Source organism: Zooshikella sp. RANM57, assembly GCF_050749885.1.
Lineage (GTDB): Bacteria > Pseudomonadota > Gammaproteobacteria > Pseudomonadales > Zooshikellaceae > Zooshikella.
This window is the reverse complement of record NZ_JBOIUB010000002.1, coordinates 71,161-91,144: the sequence shown is the minus strand read 5'-3', so window position 1 is coordinate 91,144 and position 19,984 is coordinate 71,161. Positions and strand designations below refer to the sequence as shown.

The 19,984-nt window shown below is 39.0% G+C and carries 16 protein-coding genes; 8 read left to right on the top strand and 8 right to left on the bottom strand.

Translation table 11 applies throughout. The annotated features are described in order from the left end of the window. Positions 1 to 46: 46 nt before the first annotated feature. The 3 genes from ACQ96U_RS05160 to ACQ96U_RS05150 form a co-directional block, all read right to left on the bottom strand. Entirely contained in the window at positions 47 to 337 is a 291-nt protein-coding gene (locus tag ACQ96U_RS05160) for a hypothetical protein (protein WP_431720176.1), read from the bottom strand. A 75-nt stretch (positions 338 to 412) separates the two neighbouring features. Next, entirely contained in the window at positions 413 to 1,000 is a 588-nt protein-coding gene (locus tag ACQ96U_RS05155; protein ID WP_431720175.1) for a DNA-J related domain-containing protein, read from the bottom strand. Positions 1,001 to 2,009: 1,009 nt separating this feature from the next. Then, positions 2,010 to 2,450 (bottom strand): hypothetical protein, encoded by a 441-nt coding sequence (locus ACQ96U_RS05150; protein WP_431720174.1) that lies wholly within the window; start codon positions 2,448 to 2,450, stop codon positions 2,010 to 2,012. Positions 2,451 to 3,272: 822 nt separating this feature from the next. On the opposite strand from ACQ96U_RS05150, the gene trhA reads away from it, so the two are divergent. After that, positions 3,273 to 3,890 (top strand): PAQR family membrane homeostasis protein TrhA, encoded by a 618-nt coding sequence (gene trhA / locus ACQ96U_RS05145; RefSeq protein ID WP_431720173.1) that lies wholly within the window; start codon positions 3,273 to 3,275, stop codon positions 3,888 to 3,890. Positions 3,891 to 4,028: 138 nt separating this feature from the next. Here trhA and ACQ96U_RS05140 read toward each other — a convergent pair whose 3' ends face one another. Together ACQ96U_RS05140 and ACQ96U_RS05135 are read right to left on the bottom strand one after the other, a co-directional pair. Next, the gene (locus ACQ96U_RS05140) at positions 4,029 to 4,508 is read right to left on the bottom strand and encodes a YfbM family protein (protein ID WP_431720172.1); all 480 of its coding nucleotides are present in this window, start codon (positions 4,506 to 4,508) and stop codon (positions 4,029 to 4,031) included. 357 nt (positions 4,509 to 4,865) lie between these two features. Further along, entirely contained in the window at positions 4,866 to 5,312 is a 447-nt protein-coding gene (locus tag ACQ96U_RS05135; protein ID WP_431720171.1) for a DUF1842 domain-containing protein, read from the bottom strand. Between the two features lie 1,171 nt (positions 5,313 to 6,483). Here ACQ96U_RS05135 and ACQ96U_RS05130 point away from each other — a divergent pair. Beyond that, on the top strand, positions 6,484 to 8,181 hold the full coding sequence (locus ACQ96U_RS05130) for a pre-peptidase C-terminal domain-containing protein (protein WP_431720170.1): 1,698 nt from the start codon (positions 6,484 to 6,486) through the stop codon (positions 8,179 to 8,181). Between the two features lie 117 nt (positions 8,182 to 8,298). On the opposite strand, the gene moaB is transcribed toward ACQ96U_RS05130, so the two are convergent. Further along, positions 8,299 to 8,841: a molybdenum cofactor biosynthesis protein B gene (gene moaB / locus ACQ96U_RS05125; protein ID WP_431720169.1), complete on the bottom strand. Its 543-nt coding sequence runs from the start codon at positions 8,839 to 8,841 to the stop codon at positions 8,299 to 8,301. Positions 8,842 to 9,091: 250 nt separating this feature from the next. Between moaB and ACQ96U_RS05120 the strand changes: the two genes are divergently transcribed. The 6 genes from ACQ96U_RS05120 to ACQ96U_RS05095 all read left to right on the top strand — a co-directional run bounded on the left by ACQ96U_RS05120 (position 9,092) and on the right by ACQ96U_RS05095 (position 17,035). Continuing rightward, a complete protein-coding gene (locus ACQ96U_RS05120; RefSeq protein ID WP_431720168.1) occupies positions 9,092 to 9,850 on the top strand; it encodes a substrate-binding periplasmic protein in 759 nt (252 codons plus the stop codon). A gap of 210 nt (positions 9,851 to 10,060) precedes the next feature. After that, complete coding sequence (locus ACQ96U_RS05115) at positions 10,061 to 11,035, top strand: hypothetical protein (protein WP_431720167.1); 975 nt, start codon at positions 10,061 to 10,063, stop codon at positions 11,033 to 11,035. A 125-nt stretch (positions 11,036 to 11,160) separates the two neighbouring features. Next, positions 11,161 to 11,913 (top strand): (Fe-S)-binding protein, encoded by a 753-nt coding sequence (locus ACQ96U_RS05110; RefSeq protein ID WP_431720166.1) that lies wholly within the window; start codon positions 11,161 to 11,163, stop codon positions 11,911 to 11,913. 75 nt (positions 11,914 to 11,988) lie between these two features. Next, on the top strand, positions 11,989 to 13,476 hold the full coding sequence (locus ACQ96U_RS05105; protein ID WP_431720165.1) for a LutB/LldF family L-lactate oxidation iron-sulfur protein: 1,488 nt from the start codon (positions 11,989 to 11,991) through the stop codon (positions 13,474 to 13,476). A 21-nt stretch (positions 13,477 to 13,497) separates the two neighbouring features. Further along, positions 13,498 to 14,208, top strand: a complete 711-nt coding sequence (locus ACQ96U_RS05100; protein WP_431720164.1) for a LutC/YkgG family protein — start codon at positions 13,498 to 13,500, stop codon at positions 14,206 to 14,208. Then, entirely contained in the window at positions 14,201 to 17,035 is a 2,835-nt protein-coding gene (locus ACQ96U_RS05095) for an FAD-binding and (Fe-S)-binding domain-containing protein (RefSeq protein ID WP_431720163.1), read from the top strand. Before ACQ96U_RS05100 ends, ACQ96U_RS05095 begins: the two co-directional genes overlap by 8 nt. A 135-nt stretch (positions 17,036 to 17,170) precedes the next feature. On the opposite strand, the gene ectB is transcribed toward ACQ96U_RS05095, so the two are convergent. Together ectB and ACQ96U_RS05085 are read right to left on the bottom strand one after the other, a co-directional pair. Further along, entirely contained in the window at positions 17,171 to 18,457 is a 1,287-nt protein-coding gene (gene ectB, locus ACQ96U_RS05090) for a diaminobutyrate--2-oxoglutarate transaminase (RefSeq protein ID WP_431720162.1), read from the bottom strand. 49 nt (positions 18,458 to 18,506) lie between these two features. Continuing rightward, positions 18,507 to 19,886 carry an MFS transporter gene (locus ACQ96U_RS05085; protein ID WP_431720161.1) on the bottom strand — a complete coding sequence of 460 codons (1,380 nt, stop codon included), beginning with the start codon at positions 19,884 to 19,886 and terminating at the stop codon, positions 18,507 to 18,509. Positions 19,887 to 19,984: the final 98 nt, after the last annotated feature.

Here is a 19,984-nt window from a genome sequence, read left to right as displayed (position 1 = left end):
ATTTTTGAACTCAATATTCTTGCCATTATTAATGAGCAGGAAGAGTTTACTGACCGCCCTTCTCCCTTTCCTCATTTTCCAAGGCTTTATCCATAATGGCTTTGTAAAGTGCTGCAGCCTTTGCAGCTAAATCATGATACTCAGGATGCCGATCGACATAGCCTCTCATTTCATTAGCATCAGTAAAAACTTCTTCTAAAAATGCAATATCATACTCTGACAGCCTTTCTCCTTGATCAACTCGCTCCTTTATTGATAAAGCCCGTGGTAAACGTTGCTTATCAAATCGCTCAATCAATGCCGCAATAATGCCTGCTTCTTCAGCATTTTGATCCATATTTATACCCCGTTCTGCTATAAAATTACTGTTATCCATAGACTATAAGTGTTTTGCTATGGAGTTAAGATTAATCTACAAAGGTCTACCTTTTTTATAAGTTCTCGCTAACACCTCATAAGCCGTACGAATCTCCCTGAAGCGTTCTGCATCTCCACCTTTATCAGGGTGCAGCTCAGTGGCCTTTTTCCGATATGCCAACTGTATATCCTGCCATTGTGCCGTACTGGAAAGACCCAATACCATTAAAGCATCTGAACGCTGATCCCAAGCTGCAAATCGACACCAAAACTGATCCATCAACTTTTGCAAATCCTCACGACTAACACCTTCCAGATTGCGCCAATCCAAGTAATACTCTCTTAGTAAACAATCACCACCATCTTCAGCTAAAGCATTATCAACTGACGATGAACATACACGTAACAGATTTATTTCAAGAGGCGATATAGACAAATACCACGCTTGGTCTAGGAGTTCAGTTTGTAGCTGATAAAGCGCATTCATCACCAGAAAGTGGATATAATACAAACTATCAAGTGTTGAGGTATCACTGATCAACTGACGGGCTTTCAGCTCACAGATCAATTGGTGCTCCGATATCGGACCTGAGCATTGATATAATATCGTTTGAATGGTTGCTTTCAGTGGGTTATCAGGCATCCGTCTTAAACACTGCTTTTTTAAAGTGACATAATTAAAAATGATCTAAAGAATGGATATTTAATCAACTTTCTTTACCTGAAATACACTACAACACCACTATGTCACATAGTATGCGTATAAATAACATTAATACTGGGTATAGACCACAAAAATACTTGTCAGCTTAATCAGTACTGCAGTTGGGGAAACACGTCACTGAATGCCCCGCCATAAAAAGGTATAAAGCAGTCCTCTAAGCCTTTGATTTATAAAGTATACTCTTTGCTAAGAACAAGCCATAGCTAAGCGCAAGTCAAAACAGGCATCAAATACCACTTTAGCCATGGTTATAACATCGCTTCTAACATGCTTCACCTACAAGTTTACACAGCAGTTTACGCCATTTGCTGAGTGACTGTTTTTTATATCAACACTTGGTTTTGCTAATTGTATGAGTGTCATAATCAACATAATAGAACAGTTTATCTTGTATAACTTACACCTTGTAACCCTTACAATCATATTAATTAGTTGCAGCTTTTTATATTGGCGTAAGCTCAAAAAAACAACAACTTGCTTCACATACATGCTTAGCCACTTCTGGCTTATACCAAGCATCATAATGATAGCCTGCAGTACACTTTTTGCACTATCAATGTCAGCCAAAGCTCAATGTTCAATGGCTATTTATTACTGTTACCCATTAAGTGATATCTCCTCCAACTTACAGCTGATCACTCAACTTTACACCTTACCCGCCTTATTTATCTGGACTACTGTCTTTTGGGTAGGACAGCTATGCTCAAAAATCAAACAAAAAATAGCCCTTTAACCTTATCAATTTATAGACAAAATATTATGCAACAGATAAACAGAATCACTGGTTTGCCCTATGACTGCAAACCAGTTGACGTATTGACAATCAGGTTATTTATATACCTGAAGATAAGGACATATACTTATCACAAAGCGTATTCCACCTTATTATTCAATAACAGATGAGAAATAAGTAAGTGATTAGAAATGATTAATTTAACGGTTGTTTAACCACTTTTAAGATAGCGCGTGGGTCATCCTCCTGACCAAACTCACTCACTGTCTTAAACTCTCCAGTCTTAAGAATTTTCCAGCCATCATCCTGATTAAGATATAGAGAACCTTCTTCATCAGGTGCTTGAGATGCATCACCCAGCATATATAAACGTTGCACTTGACCTTCTGCCTCTGCAAAATACTGTGCTATATCGTCAGGCTCAGCAGAAATCGTTTCCCATACAACAAAAAGTGAAAAACGACCATCAGCAACAACTAAATCAGGGGTTGTCATCATGTCTAGTGCATTAAAGGCTTTTACCTCCCATGGCTCAAATTGTTCCGCGTCATAGGGGTCCGTCAGCACTTTCAAAGCAAAGTCACGATAGGCAGGGGTATTAAAGTCAACCGCTAAACCAATGGTATGGTAACTCATTTTTGAAATCTCAATCGCTATCTACTTTATATTGTGTATTTACAAATCACACGTTAATAATATTGTTCAAAATAAAAACATAACACACTTTTTACAGTGATTGCTGTAAGCCGATAACGCGTCCTCACCTCCCTCAAAGCCTTACTATATAAAGGGATATCACCAGTATCGGAGGGTGCCAGAGTCCTTTGTCGAGCGCACATCAATGCTATTTAAGTGTGCAACGTTGGAGTTTTATCACAACATCAAACCTTTTGCCATAAACAGTGTATAAAACATACCCTCATTTTGTATTTTGGTTTTTTATCAAAAAGCACACGTCCAGAAATACTACAAACAGACGTTTTACTTGAAAGCAAATTTGTTTATTGTTTAGTTCAAAACAACATCATGACTCAATGATAGAGTTACTGGGTGGGATAATCAGCAAAAGTTGTTGTCTATATAAAAGATTGCGTTAAAAATGAATAAAATTATACAAATTTTTTCTATGACTCACGCTTAGCGCAATCAAACGATATGGACAATACCGCCTTAATATCAAGATGTTGGGCTAAAACTTGCTATGGATAACCATGACTACTAGGTGGCATTACAATACATGCCATGCTTTTCAATGAATCACAATAAAGAATGCAGTCTTGTTCATTTAAGAAAATACTAATGACACTTACTGCTAACCAAAATGTAACTTTGTCTAGACTTAATGAGACTTCCAACCATACTTAGTGAGGTTAAAGACAGGTGCAAATTTACGCATTTCAATCTCATAAGACATCAAATGGTAGTGTTCGTTTATTCTGCATTCGAGGTCTGTAGATTATGTATAAAGGTGAACGATTTAATAGCATCACGCACCTTATTGGCGCATGTGCTGCACTTTATGGACTGGTAGTGCTCATTCTCGTTGCAGCAGAAGAAGGCGATCCTTGGAAAATAGTCAGTTTTAGTATTTATGGTTCAACCCTTTTTTTACTGTATCTGGTCTCTACGCTCTATCACAGCACAAGTGGTCGTTTAAAAAATATTCTTCGCAAAATAGATCACAGCTCGATCTACTTACTGATTGCAGGTACCTACACCCCTTTTACACTAATCACCCTTCGAGGCCCTTGGGGCTGGGCTTTGTTTGGGGTTGTGTGGGGGCTTGCCATTTTGGGCATCATTATTGACTTATGGCCCCAGAAAGGAGAACGAATTTTACCGATTATCATTTATCTTGTCATGGGCTGGTTAGCCATTATTGCCTTAGACCCGTTATTAACTAACTTATCAACATCAGGCTTCATCTGGTTGTTAGTCGGTGGACTATTGTATACAACAGGTATTTTGTTTTATGCATTTGATGAGCGCATCAAACACTTTCATGGAATATGGCATTGCTTTGTTTTAGGAGGAAGTATTGCCCACTATTGCACTGTATTAATCTATGTTGCCTGATTGCCTGATTGCCTGATTGCCTGATTGCCTGATTGCCTGATTGACATATGTTACATACTCCTTACGACTCTTAGTCATGTTGTCGACATAAAACAATACAAACTATAGAACCAACGCCTCTTTTATAGTAAACATCCGTTATATAATAACCGTAATAATCCCTTCTCTATTATAAGCAGCAGTCATATAAAATGACTTTAAAGAATCAAAGTTACAACTGATATAGGATCTATCTTCTGCGGTGTCTGATAGCTTTGCATAAATGCCTGCACGAGATAGTTTTTCCACAGAGTAATGACGCATCAACTGTTCAGTATCAATAGGGGCCAATTCATCCGCAAGCAATGCTACTTTAAGTGGCTCAAAATAACGCGCCGGACCACAGCCTAAATCATCGGTAGACAGTGGCCTACCACCCAATATTGTTTCGCTGATCAGTTCATCTGTAGTCTGAGCAGAACCACAGAGTAAGTAGTGAATAATATGCCAGGACTTATCAATATCGAGTGTCGTTTTATCACACTCAGTAAAAATCACTCGAGGCACCCATTCCGGGGCTTTCAATAATTTGTGGATCGCGCCAGAAGACATTCGACGAAAATAAGCATTCATACACATGAGTAATACGTAAACTCCTCTCCTTTCGTATGAATCATTCGGGACTTAAATCAAAGCGAACGCCCACTGATTAATTGGTCCCTATAAAACAATAATACATGGACACGGCTTCAGCGAATGTTTCATGCTTAAAAAATCTGGACAGGATTACTTACTCAAAAAGCAGCAACTTATTTTTAAGACGATTAATATCATGGATCCGCTCCTCAAGTGTACCTGTTAAGCAACCGCTTGAGGAAAATCTTTCAGGAAAAAGCATGGTATTCCACTATGAGTGGAATACCATGAACCCCAAAACACAAAAACACATAGATAGATCACAAAATCACACGACCCCTTTAGACCAGGGCGCTTTTATCAAGGCAATTTTTGACAAGGCTCCATCTGCACAGGCACATCAGATACCTCATGCCATTCACCTTTTGTATCTTGATATTGGAAATATGCAATCCCTTTCTTAAAGGTGTCGTCAAGCAGTAATCTGGCTTTCAACGTCACTGGAAGTTGAGGGCCAATCCCCGCTTGAGCAGGCCAAGGTTTCAATAAGGGCACCCCTTCTATCACCATTAAAATGTGACAATCTTTCATTGTGCACAAATAATTGTATTCTCCATTAACCCTATACACATTTTGGTTTGGTTGATCCAAAAATAACTTGCCTTCACCATGAACAACATGTTGTACCGTATTAACAACAACATTCAAATTTAATTGCGGCGCACCTCTTTTTTGCTCTCCAATGAGATAGCACGCATGAAACAAACCAAACTCAGCATACTTTTTATTTAAATCTACACTATTCACAATTACACTCCCTGTCGTCTATTTTCTAAAGAACGATAACCCCTGTACATAGCGAATAAATCAATGCACAGCCAATAATCTCCTTATCAACCTCATTCAATATTTCACCTACATGAGTTAAATGCATTTGAGTTACTTGAACCCTGTCAAATATTTTAGAGACAAAATCTTTGAAAGCGGTATATTTACCGTCAAGAATAAGAATTCACGCACCCTCTCAAATAATGCAGGTATAAAATACACTTTTCTAAACGGGGCTGGTGACTAACAAATGTAAAGTATTTATACCTAACAATAACGACAATTGAGTTAACCTTTAATGCCGGTTAAGTGACCAACATATGTCACCCCTAATTTAGCAACCTCCACATCAATAGCGCTTACCATTAACTAACAGCATAAATTGACGTTGTATATCAGCACAAGACATTTGCCAAATAGTTCCTTTTTTATTTTCACTATTTCTTCATTTTACCGCACTGACACCGTTATCAAAAAAAGTGCATATTAAAGGTACCTGCAGACTCTGCTCCAATTATTTTGCCGACAAATATCTACAAAAAAAATAAATATCCCTCATTTTTTAATATACTTATAAAAACCCACCATTGTGTTAACTGGTTTTTAGCACCACGCTATAACAAATGCAATAATGCATAAGTCAAATAATCAACAGATTATCTAAGCTTTCAGCATAGGTATTTTTTACTGCAAATGCATTTACAAACCATACATGCATTTCAATAAAACTGCTTACCTCCAACCTACTTGCAAATACTTTAAGGAGAAAGATCACAATTTATATTTTTCACAAATAGTCATCAGCCAACACTGATGATCCAATCTTTTCGAGATATCTGTCACGCCTGGTTTTGCCAGATTATATCTTTTCTTATTAGGACAATAGATATTAATCAATTGGAGGATAACAAAGTAAACGAAATCTGATTTCAATCATTATAAGAATACTTAAACAATATCAGATGTTATACCCACAGTGATATTTTTAAGAACGGCCAATCAGCGAATAAACCAACGACTTACTTTAATAAGTATTGAAAGTAAAAATCGCTGACGAGCAATACTTAACATAATTCACCAAGGGTAATTTTCACAAGCGACATGACACTGTTAATCTTTTATGCATTACGAGAAGAGGATTTAAACACTTATGAGTTGCCACAAGCCGTATAAACAGAAGTTATCAGAAGTTTCATTAGGCATCATTTGTACCTTTGGCATACTATCAACCCCACAACTTATTGCTTCAGAAGCAAAGTTTGCCCAGTTTTCCCAGGCTAACCATTTCAGCGAAGCGCAACTAATTTATAGCCATGCCGAAATGTTTAACTTCGATATTGAAGCCTATTTAAAACATAATGCTCCCCACTTAACAGACTACGCTGAAATCATTTCACATTGGAGTGGCTATACCAGTATTAGCCCAAAAGTATTGATTGCACTAATGGAGACACAAACAGGCATTATTTCCCAAAAAACGCTTACTAAAAAGCAGTTAAACAATCCTATGGGCAATCTTTCACACGCGAATGACTTTTCAACCCAAGTAAAAGATGTTGCGACAAAATTAGCCAAACTACATTATCAGCATATTGAAGCACTTCACCAACAAAAAGAAGACGGAGCGTCTCTTTTTTATAATGAAGATGACCTGCCACCCTTTTCAACCATTGAATCACTGTTTACACAGACGCAACAATCAAACAAAACTGCCACCAAAAAAGATAACACCATCGAGCAGGATGATGCCATTATTATTGCTGATGATGACATAGATAATTCCACCACTCAGCCAACGGCAGATAAGTTCTACCAAACTTATCAACGACTATTTCCCTCTGCAGAACAAGCCAATACAGCACCTGAAGCACAGTTTTTTACCAATAACCCAAATAACAATACATACCCCTTTGCCCAATTACCTCCAGACAATCTTCTGCAACTTCCCTACCCAAAAGGTGAATACTGGCGTATTGGGGGAAGCCATACCAACACCGGAAGTGGTAGCTATCCTCAATCATCACTTGACTTAAATAATGGCGGTAGCTGGGGATCTGACACATCCAATAAATGGGTCACCGCCTCAGCAGGAGGGAAGATTAAAAAACACTCTTCATGCTTTGTTGAAGTCATTCATGAAGGAGGATGGTCCACCACCTACTACCATCTTGGCAATGTCATTGTTCAAAGTGGTCAGACGGTAGAACGAGATCAGCGGCTGGCAAATTACGCTAATAATAAACCGCAAGCACTGTGTAATGGCGGAATGTCCACCGGACCTCACCAACACTTTAGCTTAAAGTACAATGGCAGTTTTATGCACTTAAATGGCGTAAAATTTTCTGGCTTCAAAGTCCATACAGGAAGAGACAGCTATGACTCTGATTGTAATTACTTCTGGGTAGAAGGACATGGACAGCGCTATTGTGCTTGGTCAAGAGTAAGCAATCCTGGTGTTCCTGACTCAAATCCAAATCCAAATCCGAACCCGAACCCGAACCCGAACCCGAACCCGAACCCAGATCCTGATGTAGATAGTCTAAGTAATGGCAAGCCTATTACTAATATTTCTGGTCGAAAAGGTGCTAAGAAATACTACGTTTTCAAAGTCCCTCAAAATGCCAAAAATCTATCCATCGTACTTGACGATGGCACTGGTGATGCTGATCTATACGTTAAAATAGGCAGTAAACCAACATTAACAAGCTGGGCATGTCGTCCTTACATGATCCAACAACAAGAAATTTGTTCGCTCAAAAACCCTTCAGCGAACAACTATTACATCATGATCAATGGTTATTCAAATTATGAGAATATTAGTATTAAAGCTTCGTACGATGCTAAATAAAAGTTTAATGCATGTAATAAGGTACATGTAGATAACTACCCTGCTAGCACCTGACATTTATCAGTCGCTAGCAGGATATTCCCCTCATTGTTAGCTTCAGTTCAAGGATACGAACGCTTACTGCCGAGTGTCACACTGTGCGACAGCAAGCTTTAAGTGTGGAATAAAATTACAAGGCCCATGACGCGCATCAAGTTGTTGCTGTAAAATCCCGTCCCATCCAGTCCTACAGGCTCCTGTTGAACCTGGCAAACAACAAATTAGGGTATGGTTTGCCAAACCCGCTATTGCACGAGATTGAAGCGTTGAGGTACCAATTTCTTGAAATGAAATATGTCGAAATAACTCTCCAAACCCATCAACTGTTTTATCAAATAAGGGTAATAGTGCTTCAGGTGTGGAGTCTCTGTCTGTAAAACCAGTTCCACCCGTTACAAGAATGACTTGTACTGTATTATCTGCAATCCAGGCAGAAACGATAGCCCTTAATTGATAAATATCATCTTTACTAATGCACCTGCTGTGTAATGTATGACCCGCTTGTTCAATTGCATTAACCAAATACTGTCCTGATGTATCAGTGGTCTCATCTCGAGTGTCAGAAACAGTCAAAACTGCGATAGAAAGTGGAACAAAGTCTTTTTGTGAGTGCTTACCCATACCTAGAGTACCTTTAGCCTTATTTTGGCCATCAATATTTCTCAGATAGATCCCCAAGTGAAGAGATATACCCAAGGCGAAGAATATCTATGCGCTTAATAATATCTTCAGTCTCTAGCAACTACAAAGCTTTATCCGCTTAACAGCAAGCAGGTTAGGATATTTGTGTACCAAACAGCAGCTAACAGGCTAGTTATAGTGTCATAAGCTATTCTATTGCATGGAGGATATCATTACGTTGGTATTGTATATGAAGTTCATATTACTGTTTTTTTTATTGAGTCTTTGCTTGCAAGTTTTAGCCAAAAGCTGCTTAAAAGACACGCTAATCGTTGGCTGGGATATTTATCCTCCCTATGGTTATTATGATAAAAATAAGCAGCTGGTAGGATTGGATATTGCTTTTCTACGCGCAGTACTACAACAGGCCAACTGCCATTACCTTATTAAAATGATTACATTCAAACGCTCATTAATAGAGCTTAAAAAAGGTAATATTGATCTTATGCTCACGGTAAGTAAAACAGCAGAGCGGGAACAATATGCCTATTATTCTCCTCCCTATCGAAACGAGCAAATGAGAATGGTCATTCGTAAAGGAGAAGAAAAACGCTGGCCACTTCAACATTTACACGACATCAAAAAACTAAAAATGTCCTTAGCGGTCAGACTGGGCTCTTATTATGGTAAAGAGTTTGCCGAGTTATTATCAGATCCTGAGTTTCACGACTTACTCATTGATGTCGAACAAACAATTCAGGGTATTAAGATGGTCGCAACAGGGCGGGCTGATGCGGTATTACAGGATGTATACAATCTTAAATACCGAGCCACTAACTTAGGAATATGGCATAAACTTTCGCTACACCCTTATATTGTTTCAAGCGATCAAGTACATGTTATGTATAGTAAACGTTCTGTTTCTCAACAAGATGCTCAGTATATAAACCAGCATATTTTGGCGTTTAAAAAAACTGAAGCCTATAAAACAATTTATACGCTGGACTAGACTCAATAGAGTGGCATTTATTGATACTATACGTGTTCATTAGAAATCATTAAGCAATAAGTTCCAAACTACAAAAATAATCACTCGCTAAAGATATAACAATAAAACTGATCAATTTGCTAATAATGGGCACCATTAAAAATAGTGATTTTTAGCGGTACCTTAATGATTAAGCGGTAAATTATCTAGCACTAAAACGCATGGACCTCTATGGGAAAACTTAAGTTTTATAGTCCTATTGGGCGCAAACTGCTGGTGGTTGTCATCAGTGTAAGTACCATGATTGCTGTTGGTACCACCGCTATTCAGTTAAGTTATGATTATTTCGAAGATATTCAACGTGTAAATAAAATATTCGTACAAATTGAAAAGTCAAGTTTACCCAACCTTAATCGTTCTCTATGGTCTTTTGATGAAAAGCAAATCAATACCCAGTTAGAGTCTCTACTACAAATCCCTGAAGTTGTTTTTGTCAAACTGACGCAGTCTACCGATAAAACGCAAACGATAGGCCAGCTACCCGAATCATCCCGTTTTTTTACTGAACAAACATTCCAGTTAACCATTACCCCTTGGAATTCAGAACAAGTTGAACTGGGTCAACTCACTGTTGTTGCAGACCTCAGTGAAACATATCGGCGTTTATGGGAAAAGCTTATTGTTATTTTTATCTCTAACTGCACTAAAACCGCCATTGTCGCTTTCGTGCTGCTTATTGTTTTTTGGCAACTGGTCACCAAGCATATCATTACTATTGCTCGTTACATTAATGAACAAGAAAATGCATCCATCATAGAACCATTATCATTATCTCGTAGTTCAACAAAAGCCTACGATGAACTTGATTGCTTAGTTGATGCCGTCAACAACTTATATCAATTAGCCGCTGAAAATAAGGCTCAAACACCATCGCTCAATGATTTCGCGCTTGCATCACAATTACAGTCACTGGATATTCCTTTTAATAATGCCTTAATCAATAATATTGACGCTGAATCAATAGCAACTGAAAAAAAACCAAGTTCCGTAACAAACCATGTTGAGAGCAGTTTTAAAACAATTGAACAACAATTGGATATTTTAAGCTACTATAAAATGCATTTATCCTCTCACTTTCAGCAAAGTAAAAAAGAAATTGATCACTTACTCCGTCGTATTCAACATATCAAAAAAACCCTTGAATAATTGAATAGTAAAATAATATCCACATTAACCACCCTTTACGTTATTATAATATTCGTTTAGGGAACACTCTAAGCTGACAGTATATGGAATAAGTCACGGGAATTAACGAAAAAGGAGTTTTTGGCGTGACCACGACTAAAAATATCTATCTCTATGGCACTTGTACCATTGATTTATTCTTTCCTGAAGCCGGTATTGATGCCATCACCCTCCTTGAAGCTCACCAAATTCAAGTCCATTTTCCCAGTGAGCAAACCTGCTGTGGACAGCCTGCTTATACCAGTGGTTATCCTGAACAAGCACGTCAGGTAGCCCTTTCACAGCTTGCAGCATTTCCTGAAAACTGGCCAATTGTTGTATTATCCGGTTCATGTGCAGGTATGATGAAGCACCATTACCAGCACCTTTTTCCTAAAAATCACCCACAATACATTCAAGCGCGTCAATTTAGCCAACGCATCATTGAATTTAGTGAGTTTTTACATCACCACTTAAAGGTTACGCTTACCGACCATGGTAAGCCTGTGCACGTTGCACTACACACTGCCTGTAGTGCACAACGGGAGATGGATACCCTGCAGAGTAGCCGGCAACTGTTGTCTCAATTAAACAATGTTTCAGTGGTTTCCCCTGCCCATGAAGAAGAATGCTGTGGTTTTGGTGGTACATTTTCAGTCAAGTTTCCAGACATTTCGGGAGCGATGGTAAATGATAAGTGTACGGCCTTAGAAGCAGTCAACATACAGCACCTCATCAGCGCCGATTGTGCTTGTTTACTCAATATTAATGGCTGTTTGGCCAAACGACAGAAAACTTCACTTCAGGGTGAACATATAGCCAGTTTTTTACGACACCGATGTTTGCCTAACACTCATTAGCAATCACGTAAAAATGAACAATTATTCTAACCAATAGCATTACAAAAAATATCATCACAGAAAGGACGGTGATAGATGACGTTATCACAATTCGAAGCCAAAGCTTCCTCAGTGCTACAAAACATGAAATTACAGCACAGTTACCGTAATGCTATGGATTATTTAGTTGAGCGCCGCCAGCAACAATTTAATGACCCACACGAGTGGTATACATTACGAAAAACAGGCACCTCGATTAAAACAAAAGCGCTTTCTCGATTACCAGAATTATTGTTACAACTTGAAGCCAAGCTAATTAATAATGGTATTCAGGTCCACTGGGCTGAAACACCTGGTGAAGCTAATCAAATCGTTCTTCAATTGATTAAGGAGACAACTGCGTCAACGCCGCCAGACGCACATGCGCCCGTTGTAAAGGGTAAAACCATGGTCAGTGAAGAAATTCACCTCAATCAGTACCTTACACAGCAAGACATACCTTGCTTAGAAACGGATATGGGTGAATTTATTGTACAGCTCGCCAATGAAACGCCCTCTCATATCATTATGCCAGCCATTCACAAAAGCAAAGCAGATATTGCCCAACTTTTTAAAAAGCATGTTTCTGGCCAATATCAAGATGATGTGGATACACTTATTCAACAGGCACGCCAGCATCTTAGACAGCGTTTTCAAAAAGCCATGGTAGGTATTAGTGGCGTCAATTTTGCGGTGGCAGAAACAGGCACACTAGTGCTTGTTGAAAATGAAGGAAATGGGCGAATGTGTACCACATTACCCAAAGTACATATTGCGCTGATGGGTCTTGAAAAAGTTATTGCATCAATGGCAGAGTTGCCTCCCTTATTAAGCTTACTTACCCGCTCAGCCACCGGCCAATCCATTACAACCTACATTAATATGATCTCAGGACCAAGGTGTACAGGGGAAAAAGACGGACCTGAACAAGTACACGTTATTTTATTAGATAACGGACGCAGCCAACTTTGGGAAGATCAAACATTTCGGGATGTACTACGTTGTATTCGTTGTGGGGCTTGCATGAACCATTGTCCAGTTTATACCCGTGTTGGGGGGCACACCTATGGTACAACCTATCCAGGCCCAATTGGCAAAATATTAGCCCCTCAACTTGAAAGCCAAAGTAGTCGTGCCAGTGAACTGCCTTTTGCTTCCAGTTTATGCGGCGCCTGTGGTGAAGTTTGTCCCGTTAAAATTCCCATCCCCCAATTACTACTTCGTTGGCGCCAGGAAGCTACAGGACAATATCGTTCGTATCATGATAGTCATTTTTCAGCTACACATACCCAACTAACACCCATTACGGGTCAACAATATTCGCGCAGGCAACACTTTATATGGAAGACATGGAGTTGGCTAAACTGCCACCCTAAGTTGTATCATTTTATCACCCACTTAGTGACTAAATGTCGTGCATTATTTCCTCACCAATTAGGTGGCTGGACGTCTTATCGAACACCACTTGTTCCAGCGTCGAACACATTACATCAACGATTAAAAGCACATCGACGTCATACTGCTTTGTCCAAAAAACAGGTATAAACTTTAATCGAGAAAAATGTCATGGATGCGCGCACCAAAATACTCAATCGACTGCATCAAGCTAAATTGAAAAACTCAATAAATAAAGCGGCAAGTGATGATGAAAAAAATGACACCATTAACGATAAATCAACGCATTTAGTAACCCATAGCCATGATCAAGCCATTAAGATTTTAATTGATCAACTAGAAATGGCACATGCTCATGTTGTTTTAGGATCATCACAGTATTGTCAACAACAGCTTTTCACATTCCTTTATCAACAAAAAGTTAACTGCTTACTCACAGGAGATCCAATTCCTGACAACATTAACCGTTTATTAGCCCCCTCTTCCCCTGCAACTGAACAGCCTCCATACAAAATTGAGCCTTATAGACAACCTATTGAACAATGGAAAACCCGCTTATTTAATGAGGGTAATGCCGCTATCACCAACTGTCTTGCAGCAATTGCCAACACAGGCACTTTAGTTATTCAGCCCTCATCCGTGGAACCTCGAACCTTATCCCTTGTTCCACCTACTCATATTGTCGTCCTTTATACCCAACAAATTATTCATACTTTTGACGCACTGCTTAATCACTCGTGTTGGCCACATAATATGCCTACAAATATCGTATTTATATCAGGCCCTTCCAAATCCGCCGATATTCAGCAAACGTTAGCGTATGGCGCACATGGTCCCAAAATACTTGCCGTTTTTATCATTGATGACTTAAAAAATGAATAACTGGAATGTATTCACACAACACCTGGCTTCTATTTTCAGTAAAGAACAACTCATCACAGATGAAGTATTACGTTACGCTTATAGTACGGATGCCAGCTGTTACCGACTTGTACCTAAATTAATTGTACAAGCAAACCACGAATATGAAATGAGCCAATTATTACAACTGGCTAATCAATATCAAGTGGGTATCACATTTCGTGCCGCAGGAACGAGCCTTTCTGGACAGGCAATCACAGAAAGTGTTCTGGTTATTTTAGGCCCAAACTGGAATAACTGTCGAATTGAACAGGAAGGCAACGTTATCCAGCTACAGCCTGGCATTATTGGCGCACAGGCAAATCGCTTATTACAACCCTGGCAACGTAAATTAGGTCCTGATCCTGCGTCAATTAATAGCTGTAAAATGGGTGGTATAGTCGCTAATAATGCCAGTGGTATGTGTTGTGGAGTAACCGCCAATAGCTATCATACATTACGCCATATGCGTTTAATATTGGCTGACGGTACAATATTGGATACGGCTGATGGCAACAGTATAAAAGCTTTTAAGCAACATCATCAACCACTGCTTGATAAACTTCAGCAATTAAGCCAACAAACGCTTGCTAACACGTCCTTAACGAAGCGTATTAACCATAAATACCGCCTTAAAAATACGACAGGTTATGCTATTAATGCACTGATTGATTTTACTGATCCTATCGAAATTTTAATCCATTTACTGGTTGGGTCAGAGGGTACGTTAGGTTTTATTTCTTCAGTCACACTCAATACGATTAAGGATTACCCATACAAAGCAGCAGCACTCGTCGTATTCCCAACCTTGACTAACGCCTGCCAAGCCGTAGAAACATTACAAACAATGCCTGTAGCCGCTGTCGAACTCATGGATAGTCGTAGCCTGCACGCTGTCGCAACACACCCCACTATGCCTGATACACAGTCCTTATCAGCACAAAGTGCAGCATTACTTATCGAAACACAGGCTGATTCTGAGGTCCAATTAAACCAATCTATAAAAGCAATTGAACAATGCCTCTCCCACTTTCAACTTTTAACACCAGCCAACTTCACGACAGATCAAGTTAATATCGATCAACTATGGGCTATTCGTAAAGGCTTGTTTCCTGCTGTTGGTGCACAACGTAAATCAGGATCAACAGTCATTATTGAGGATGTTGCTTTTCCCATTCAGCACTTAGCAACAGGTGTACAATTTATTCAACAACGCTTTACTGAGTTTGGCTACCATGATGGCATTATTTTCGGACACGCCCTTGCTGGTAACGTACACTTCGTATTTTCTCAACGTTTTGATAGCCCAAAGCACATCCAACAATATCAACAATTTATGGATGCAATAGGCCAGGGTGTCACGACAAAATTTGATGGCTCACTAAAAGCAGAACATGGCACAGGTCGTAATATTGCACCTTTTGTTGAACTGGAGTGGGGCTCAGCTGCCTACCAGCTTATGAAAGCGATAAAGCAGCTACTCGATCCAAATCATATTTTAAATCCAGGGGTAATTCTGAATAACAATCCACATGTGCACCTGGAAAATTTTAAGACCATGCCCTCATCTCACCCACTGATTGATAAGTGCATAGAGTGTGGTTTTTGCGAAGCGATTTGTCCATCCAAACAACTCACTTTTACACCAAGACAGCGGATTGCAGTATGGCGAGAAATTACCCGACGTCAGCAGCATAATGAACCGGTTAAACACTGGCTACAACAATTCCATTTTTACGGTAACCAAACCTGTGCAGCAACAGGGCTTTGTGCAAATCGTTGCCCTGTGAACATTAATACTGGCGAGTTTATCCGTTCTTTACGCGAACAACAGGCTAAACAGTTTCGCTTAGCACAGTGGACCGCCAACCACTTTGATGTATGTCTGGCGGGAATTAAAATGGGTCTCAAATTAGCGGAATGGAGTAGCCAATGGGTGGGTAAAGCGCGTCAATATCACCTCAGCCAAACAATACACAACTTGTCAGGTAAACGTCTACCACTATGGCCATCAACCTTGCCTTTAGTTGTTACTCAGCAACGCTTGAAAAAATATCATCGATCCCCCACGCAGCAAGGTATAACACCGAAGAAATTTGATCCATCAAAAACCGTTGTTTATTGGCCTAGCTGCATAACTAAGGTAATCAGCGGAACTCCGTCTCTACCACCACTGACCACACTCATCCCTGATATTCTTATACAGTTGGGATTCAATGTCTTAACAGTAGAAGATAATGCGCTTTGTTGTGGGCAACCTTATTTAAGCAAAGGTTATAAAACATTAGCGGAACACAAACGTCAACAGTTACTCAATACGTTAAACCTTTACTCCAATAATGGTAAATGGCCAATTATTTCGGATACAAGCCCGTGTGTACTGCAAACCAAAAATTCCCATCTAACGATTTATGAGCCTGTTAATTTTTGTCTACACTATATCGTTAACTCAAATAAAGGCTATCTATTTACCCCAATCAAAGAACACATTGCTTTGCATATAACATGTTCTACTCATCGTATGGGACTTGCAACACAAGCCCAACAATTAGCTGAGCAGTGCGCACAAAAAGTGATTATTCCACCAGACATCAGTTGTTGTGGGTTTGCAGGTGATAAAGGTTTCAATTTACCCGAATTAAATGCAAGTGCCTTAGCGACATTAAAATCACAGGTTGCTAGTTGCTCCCGAGGCTTTAGTACCAGTGTCACCTGTGAAACAGGCCTTAGTTTACACAGTGGCATTCCGTACCAGTCTATCTTTTATCTCGTGGCAGAAGCACTGGGTATTAACACTCAACAGATTTAAATAATGATGTTTTTAAATGGTGCCAGTGCATAAACTAATTTGGTAAAAAATAACCCGAAAACAAGGTATGCATCCAGACAAGTTCACGGGTTATTTTCTTGATAATGCTATATCTGTGAAACGTTATATTTACACTTAAACAGCAAGCTTTCTGTCATGATGTATAGGTGTTACTTCACTATTCACTAACGCTTCAAGCCCAAAGCCAATTTTTCTTAAGCCTACTTCTAACTGAGCAGACTCAATTGTAAGTGGGGGTAGTAATTTAATAACATGATCATCTTTACCGCATGTTTCTACAAGTAAATTATTTTCAAATAAAACTCGCGACAACTGTTTTGCCAAACCTGGTTGTGGTATATCTAACCCCCAGATCATTCCTCGACCTCGAACAGACATTTCCAGTTCTGGAAAAGCAGATACCAACTGTTCAAGATATTCCTTTATGATGCAACCTTTTTTATGTACTTTTTGTGATAGGTCATCTGTAGCCCAGTTTTTTAATAATTCCGTCGCGGCTACAAATGCTAAATTATTACCTCTGAAGGTACCTGTATGTTCTCCTGGCTGCCATTGATCCAGCTCGGGTTTGATTAATGTGAATGCTAATGGCAAGCCGCCACCAATGGCTTTTGACATACAAATCATATCAGGTTTAATACCTGCAAATTCAAAACTAAAGTATTCTCCAGAACGGCCATTTCCGACTTGAATATCATCAATAATCAAAATAATATTATGAGCTTTACATAGTTTTTCAATGTCCTGTAGCCATTCTTTAGAAGCAGCATTCACACCACCTTCACCTTGAATTGTTTCAAGAATAATCGCAGCAGGCATTGAAACACCACTACTGGAGTCTTCAATCAGTTGTCTTAAATATTCAGCGGTATTAACACTTGCCCCAAAGTAGCCATCATAAGGTGCATGGTATACATTTGCCCGACCACCATAACTTTGGTTCTGGTAATAATCATTCGCGGTTAGGGCTAATGACCCCATAGTTAAACCATGATAACCTCGGGTAAATGCAATAACATTAGTCCGTTGTGTCACTCGGCGTGCCAGTTTAACTGCTGCTTCTACAGCATTAGTACCTGTGGGACCCGTAAATTGAATTTTATAATCCAGATTTCTTGGCATCAAAATAGTTTGGTAAAAAGCTTCAATAAATCTTTTTTTCGCCACCGTTGCTTTATCCAAACTGTGTAATATTCCTTGATTACTGAGATAGCTAATAAGTGCTGTATTCACTAATTTAGGATTATGTCCATAATTTAGTGTACCGGCACCAGCAAAAAAATCCAGATACTCATCGCCCTGTTCATCCCAAATAATCGCATTTTCAGCACGCTCAAACACTGTTGGAAATGACCTTACATAGCTTTTTACTTCAGACTCAAATTCCATAAAGTTAGTCATACTTTATCCCTTAAACTGCAAATAGCGAGTAATCTATTTAAAATAATAATTATTCAGTAGCGTTTTTAACCACTTTATCTAAGCTGTCAAGATCAGAAAAGCATTTAAATACAGCAATATTTAATAGTACAAGAAAACCACAAATACTATAGAGTAATAAAATACCTTTACCCTGACCTACTCCAATAACCGAGCCCACAGTACCTGCAAGCAACCCGTCAACCGCCATAAGCGGCTCAAATATATGATCAGCCAGCGGCCCTGCGACTAAAAATGATATAGGTACTGCCAGCTGAGCAAGCAATGTTTGAATACCAAATACTCGTCCCTGAAGCCCAGTAGGCACAACCGTTTGCCAAACGACCTGGTCGCAACTATCAACAGTGACAAAACAAAGCGTAACAATAAAGCCTATCGCACTTAAAATCATAATAGTGTACTGATCAAAAGCAAATGCGCCACTGATAAGCATTATTGATGTTCCCATAAGCGCTAGAAATAAATACATTCCTTGGACACGTTTTTTTGGCCCGCCCCAAATACTGAGTAATATCCCTCCAGCCAATGTTCCCAGACCCGAAATACTTAAAATAGTACCAAGTTCAATTACATCATAAAAACTTAAAATCAATGGAGTAAACAGAATCTCAACCATTCCCATACTGAAATTTACGATAGAAAAAAACAGTAATAATTTCAAAAGTGAGGGTTGCGTTTTAAGGTAGAATAAACCATCACGTATATCTGATTTCCAGCTCCTTTTATTTTCTTTTACATCCTCTTTAATTTCTCGCCCATCCCCTCTCTTCAACAATGGGTTGATTGAGAGTAATACTAAGATAACCACAGAAAAACTACATATATCAACAATAAAAATACCCTTCAGATCGATTGCAGCTAGTGCAAATGCAGCTATTGCAGGTGCAGCAATTTGAATGATACCCATACCTCCCTGTATAAACCCTTGTGCTCTTCCTAAATGTTCCTTTTTTACCAGTACGGGTATCAACACAATAAATGTTTGGTTAACCAGGCCATTAAATACTGAACTAAAACACGCAAGAATAATGATCTGCCAAACTTGAAGACTATCTGTTGCATATAATACCAATAATAATAAGGTACAACAGCCTGCACCCCCATGTCCCAAAATCATCAGTAAATTTCGCGGATAACGATCAATAATCGTTCCTACAAAAGGTGCCAAAATCAACTGTGGGGCCAAGGCAGCAAACCCTATCAGACTATAGGCTGTTGTTGAGTTTGTTGTTTTATAGACCCACTGACCTAACGCAAAATCAGTAATCATAGTACCTAAAACAGATACCATGGTAGCCGTTAATATTAAACCAAAATAATAAATACTCATATTTCCCTGGTTAATATTAACTGGCTTTTCAACCCTCATATCAATCGATGAAGAATCCATAATACGGCAGCCATATTTATCAGACAACAGTGCCATTTTAAACTAAAACGACACCATTACCTACAATATTAAATTTTTTATTGCATTAACCCTGCTAA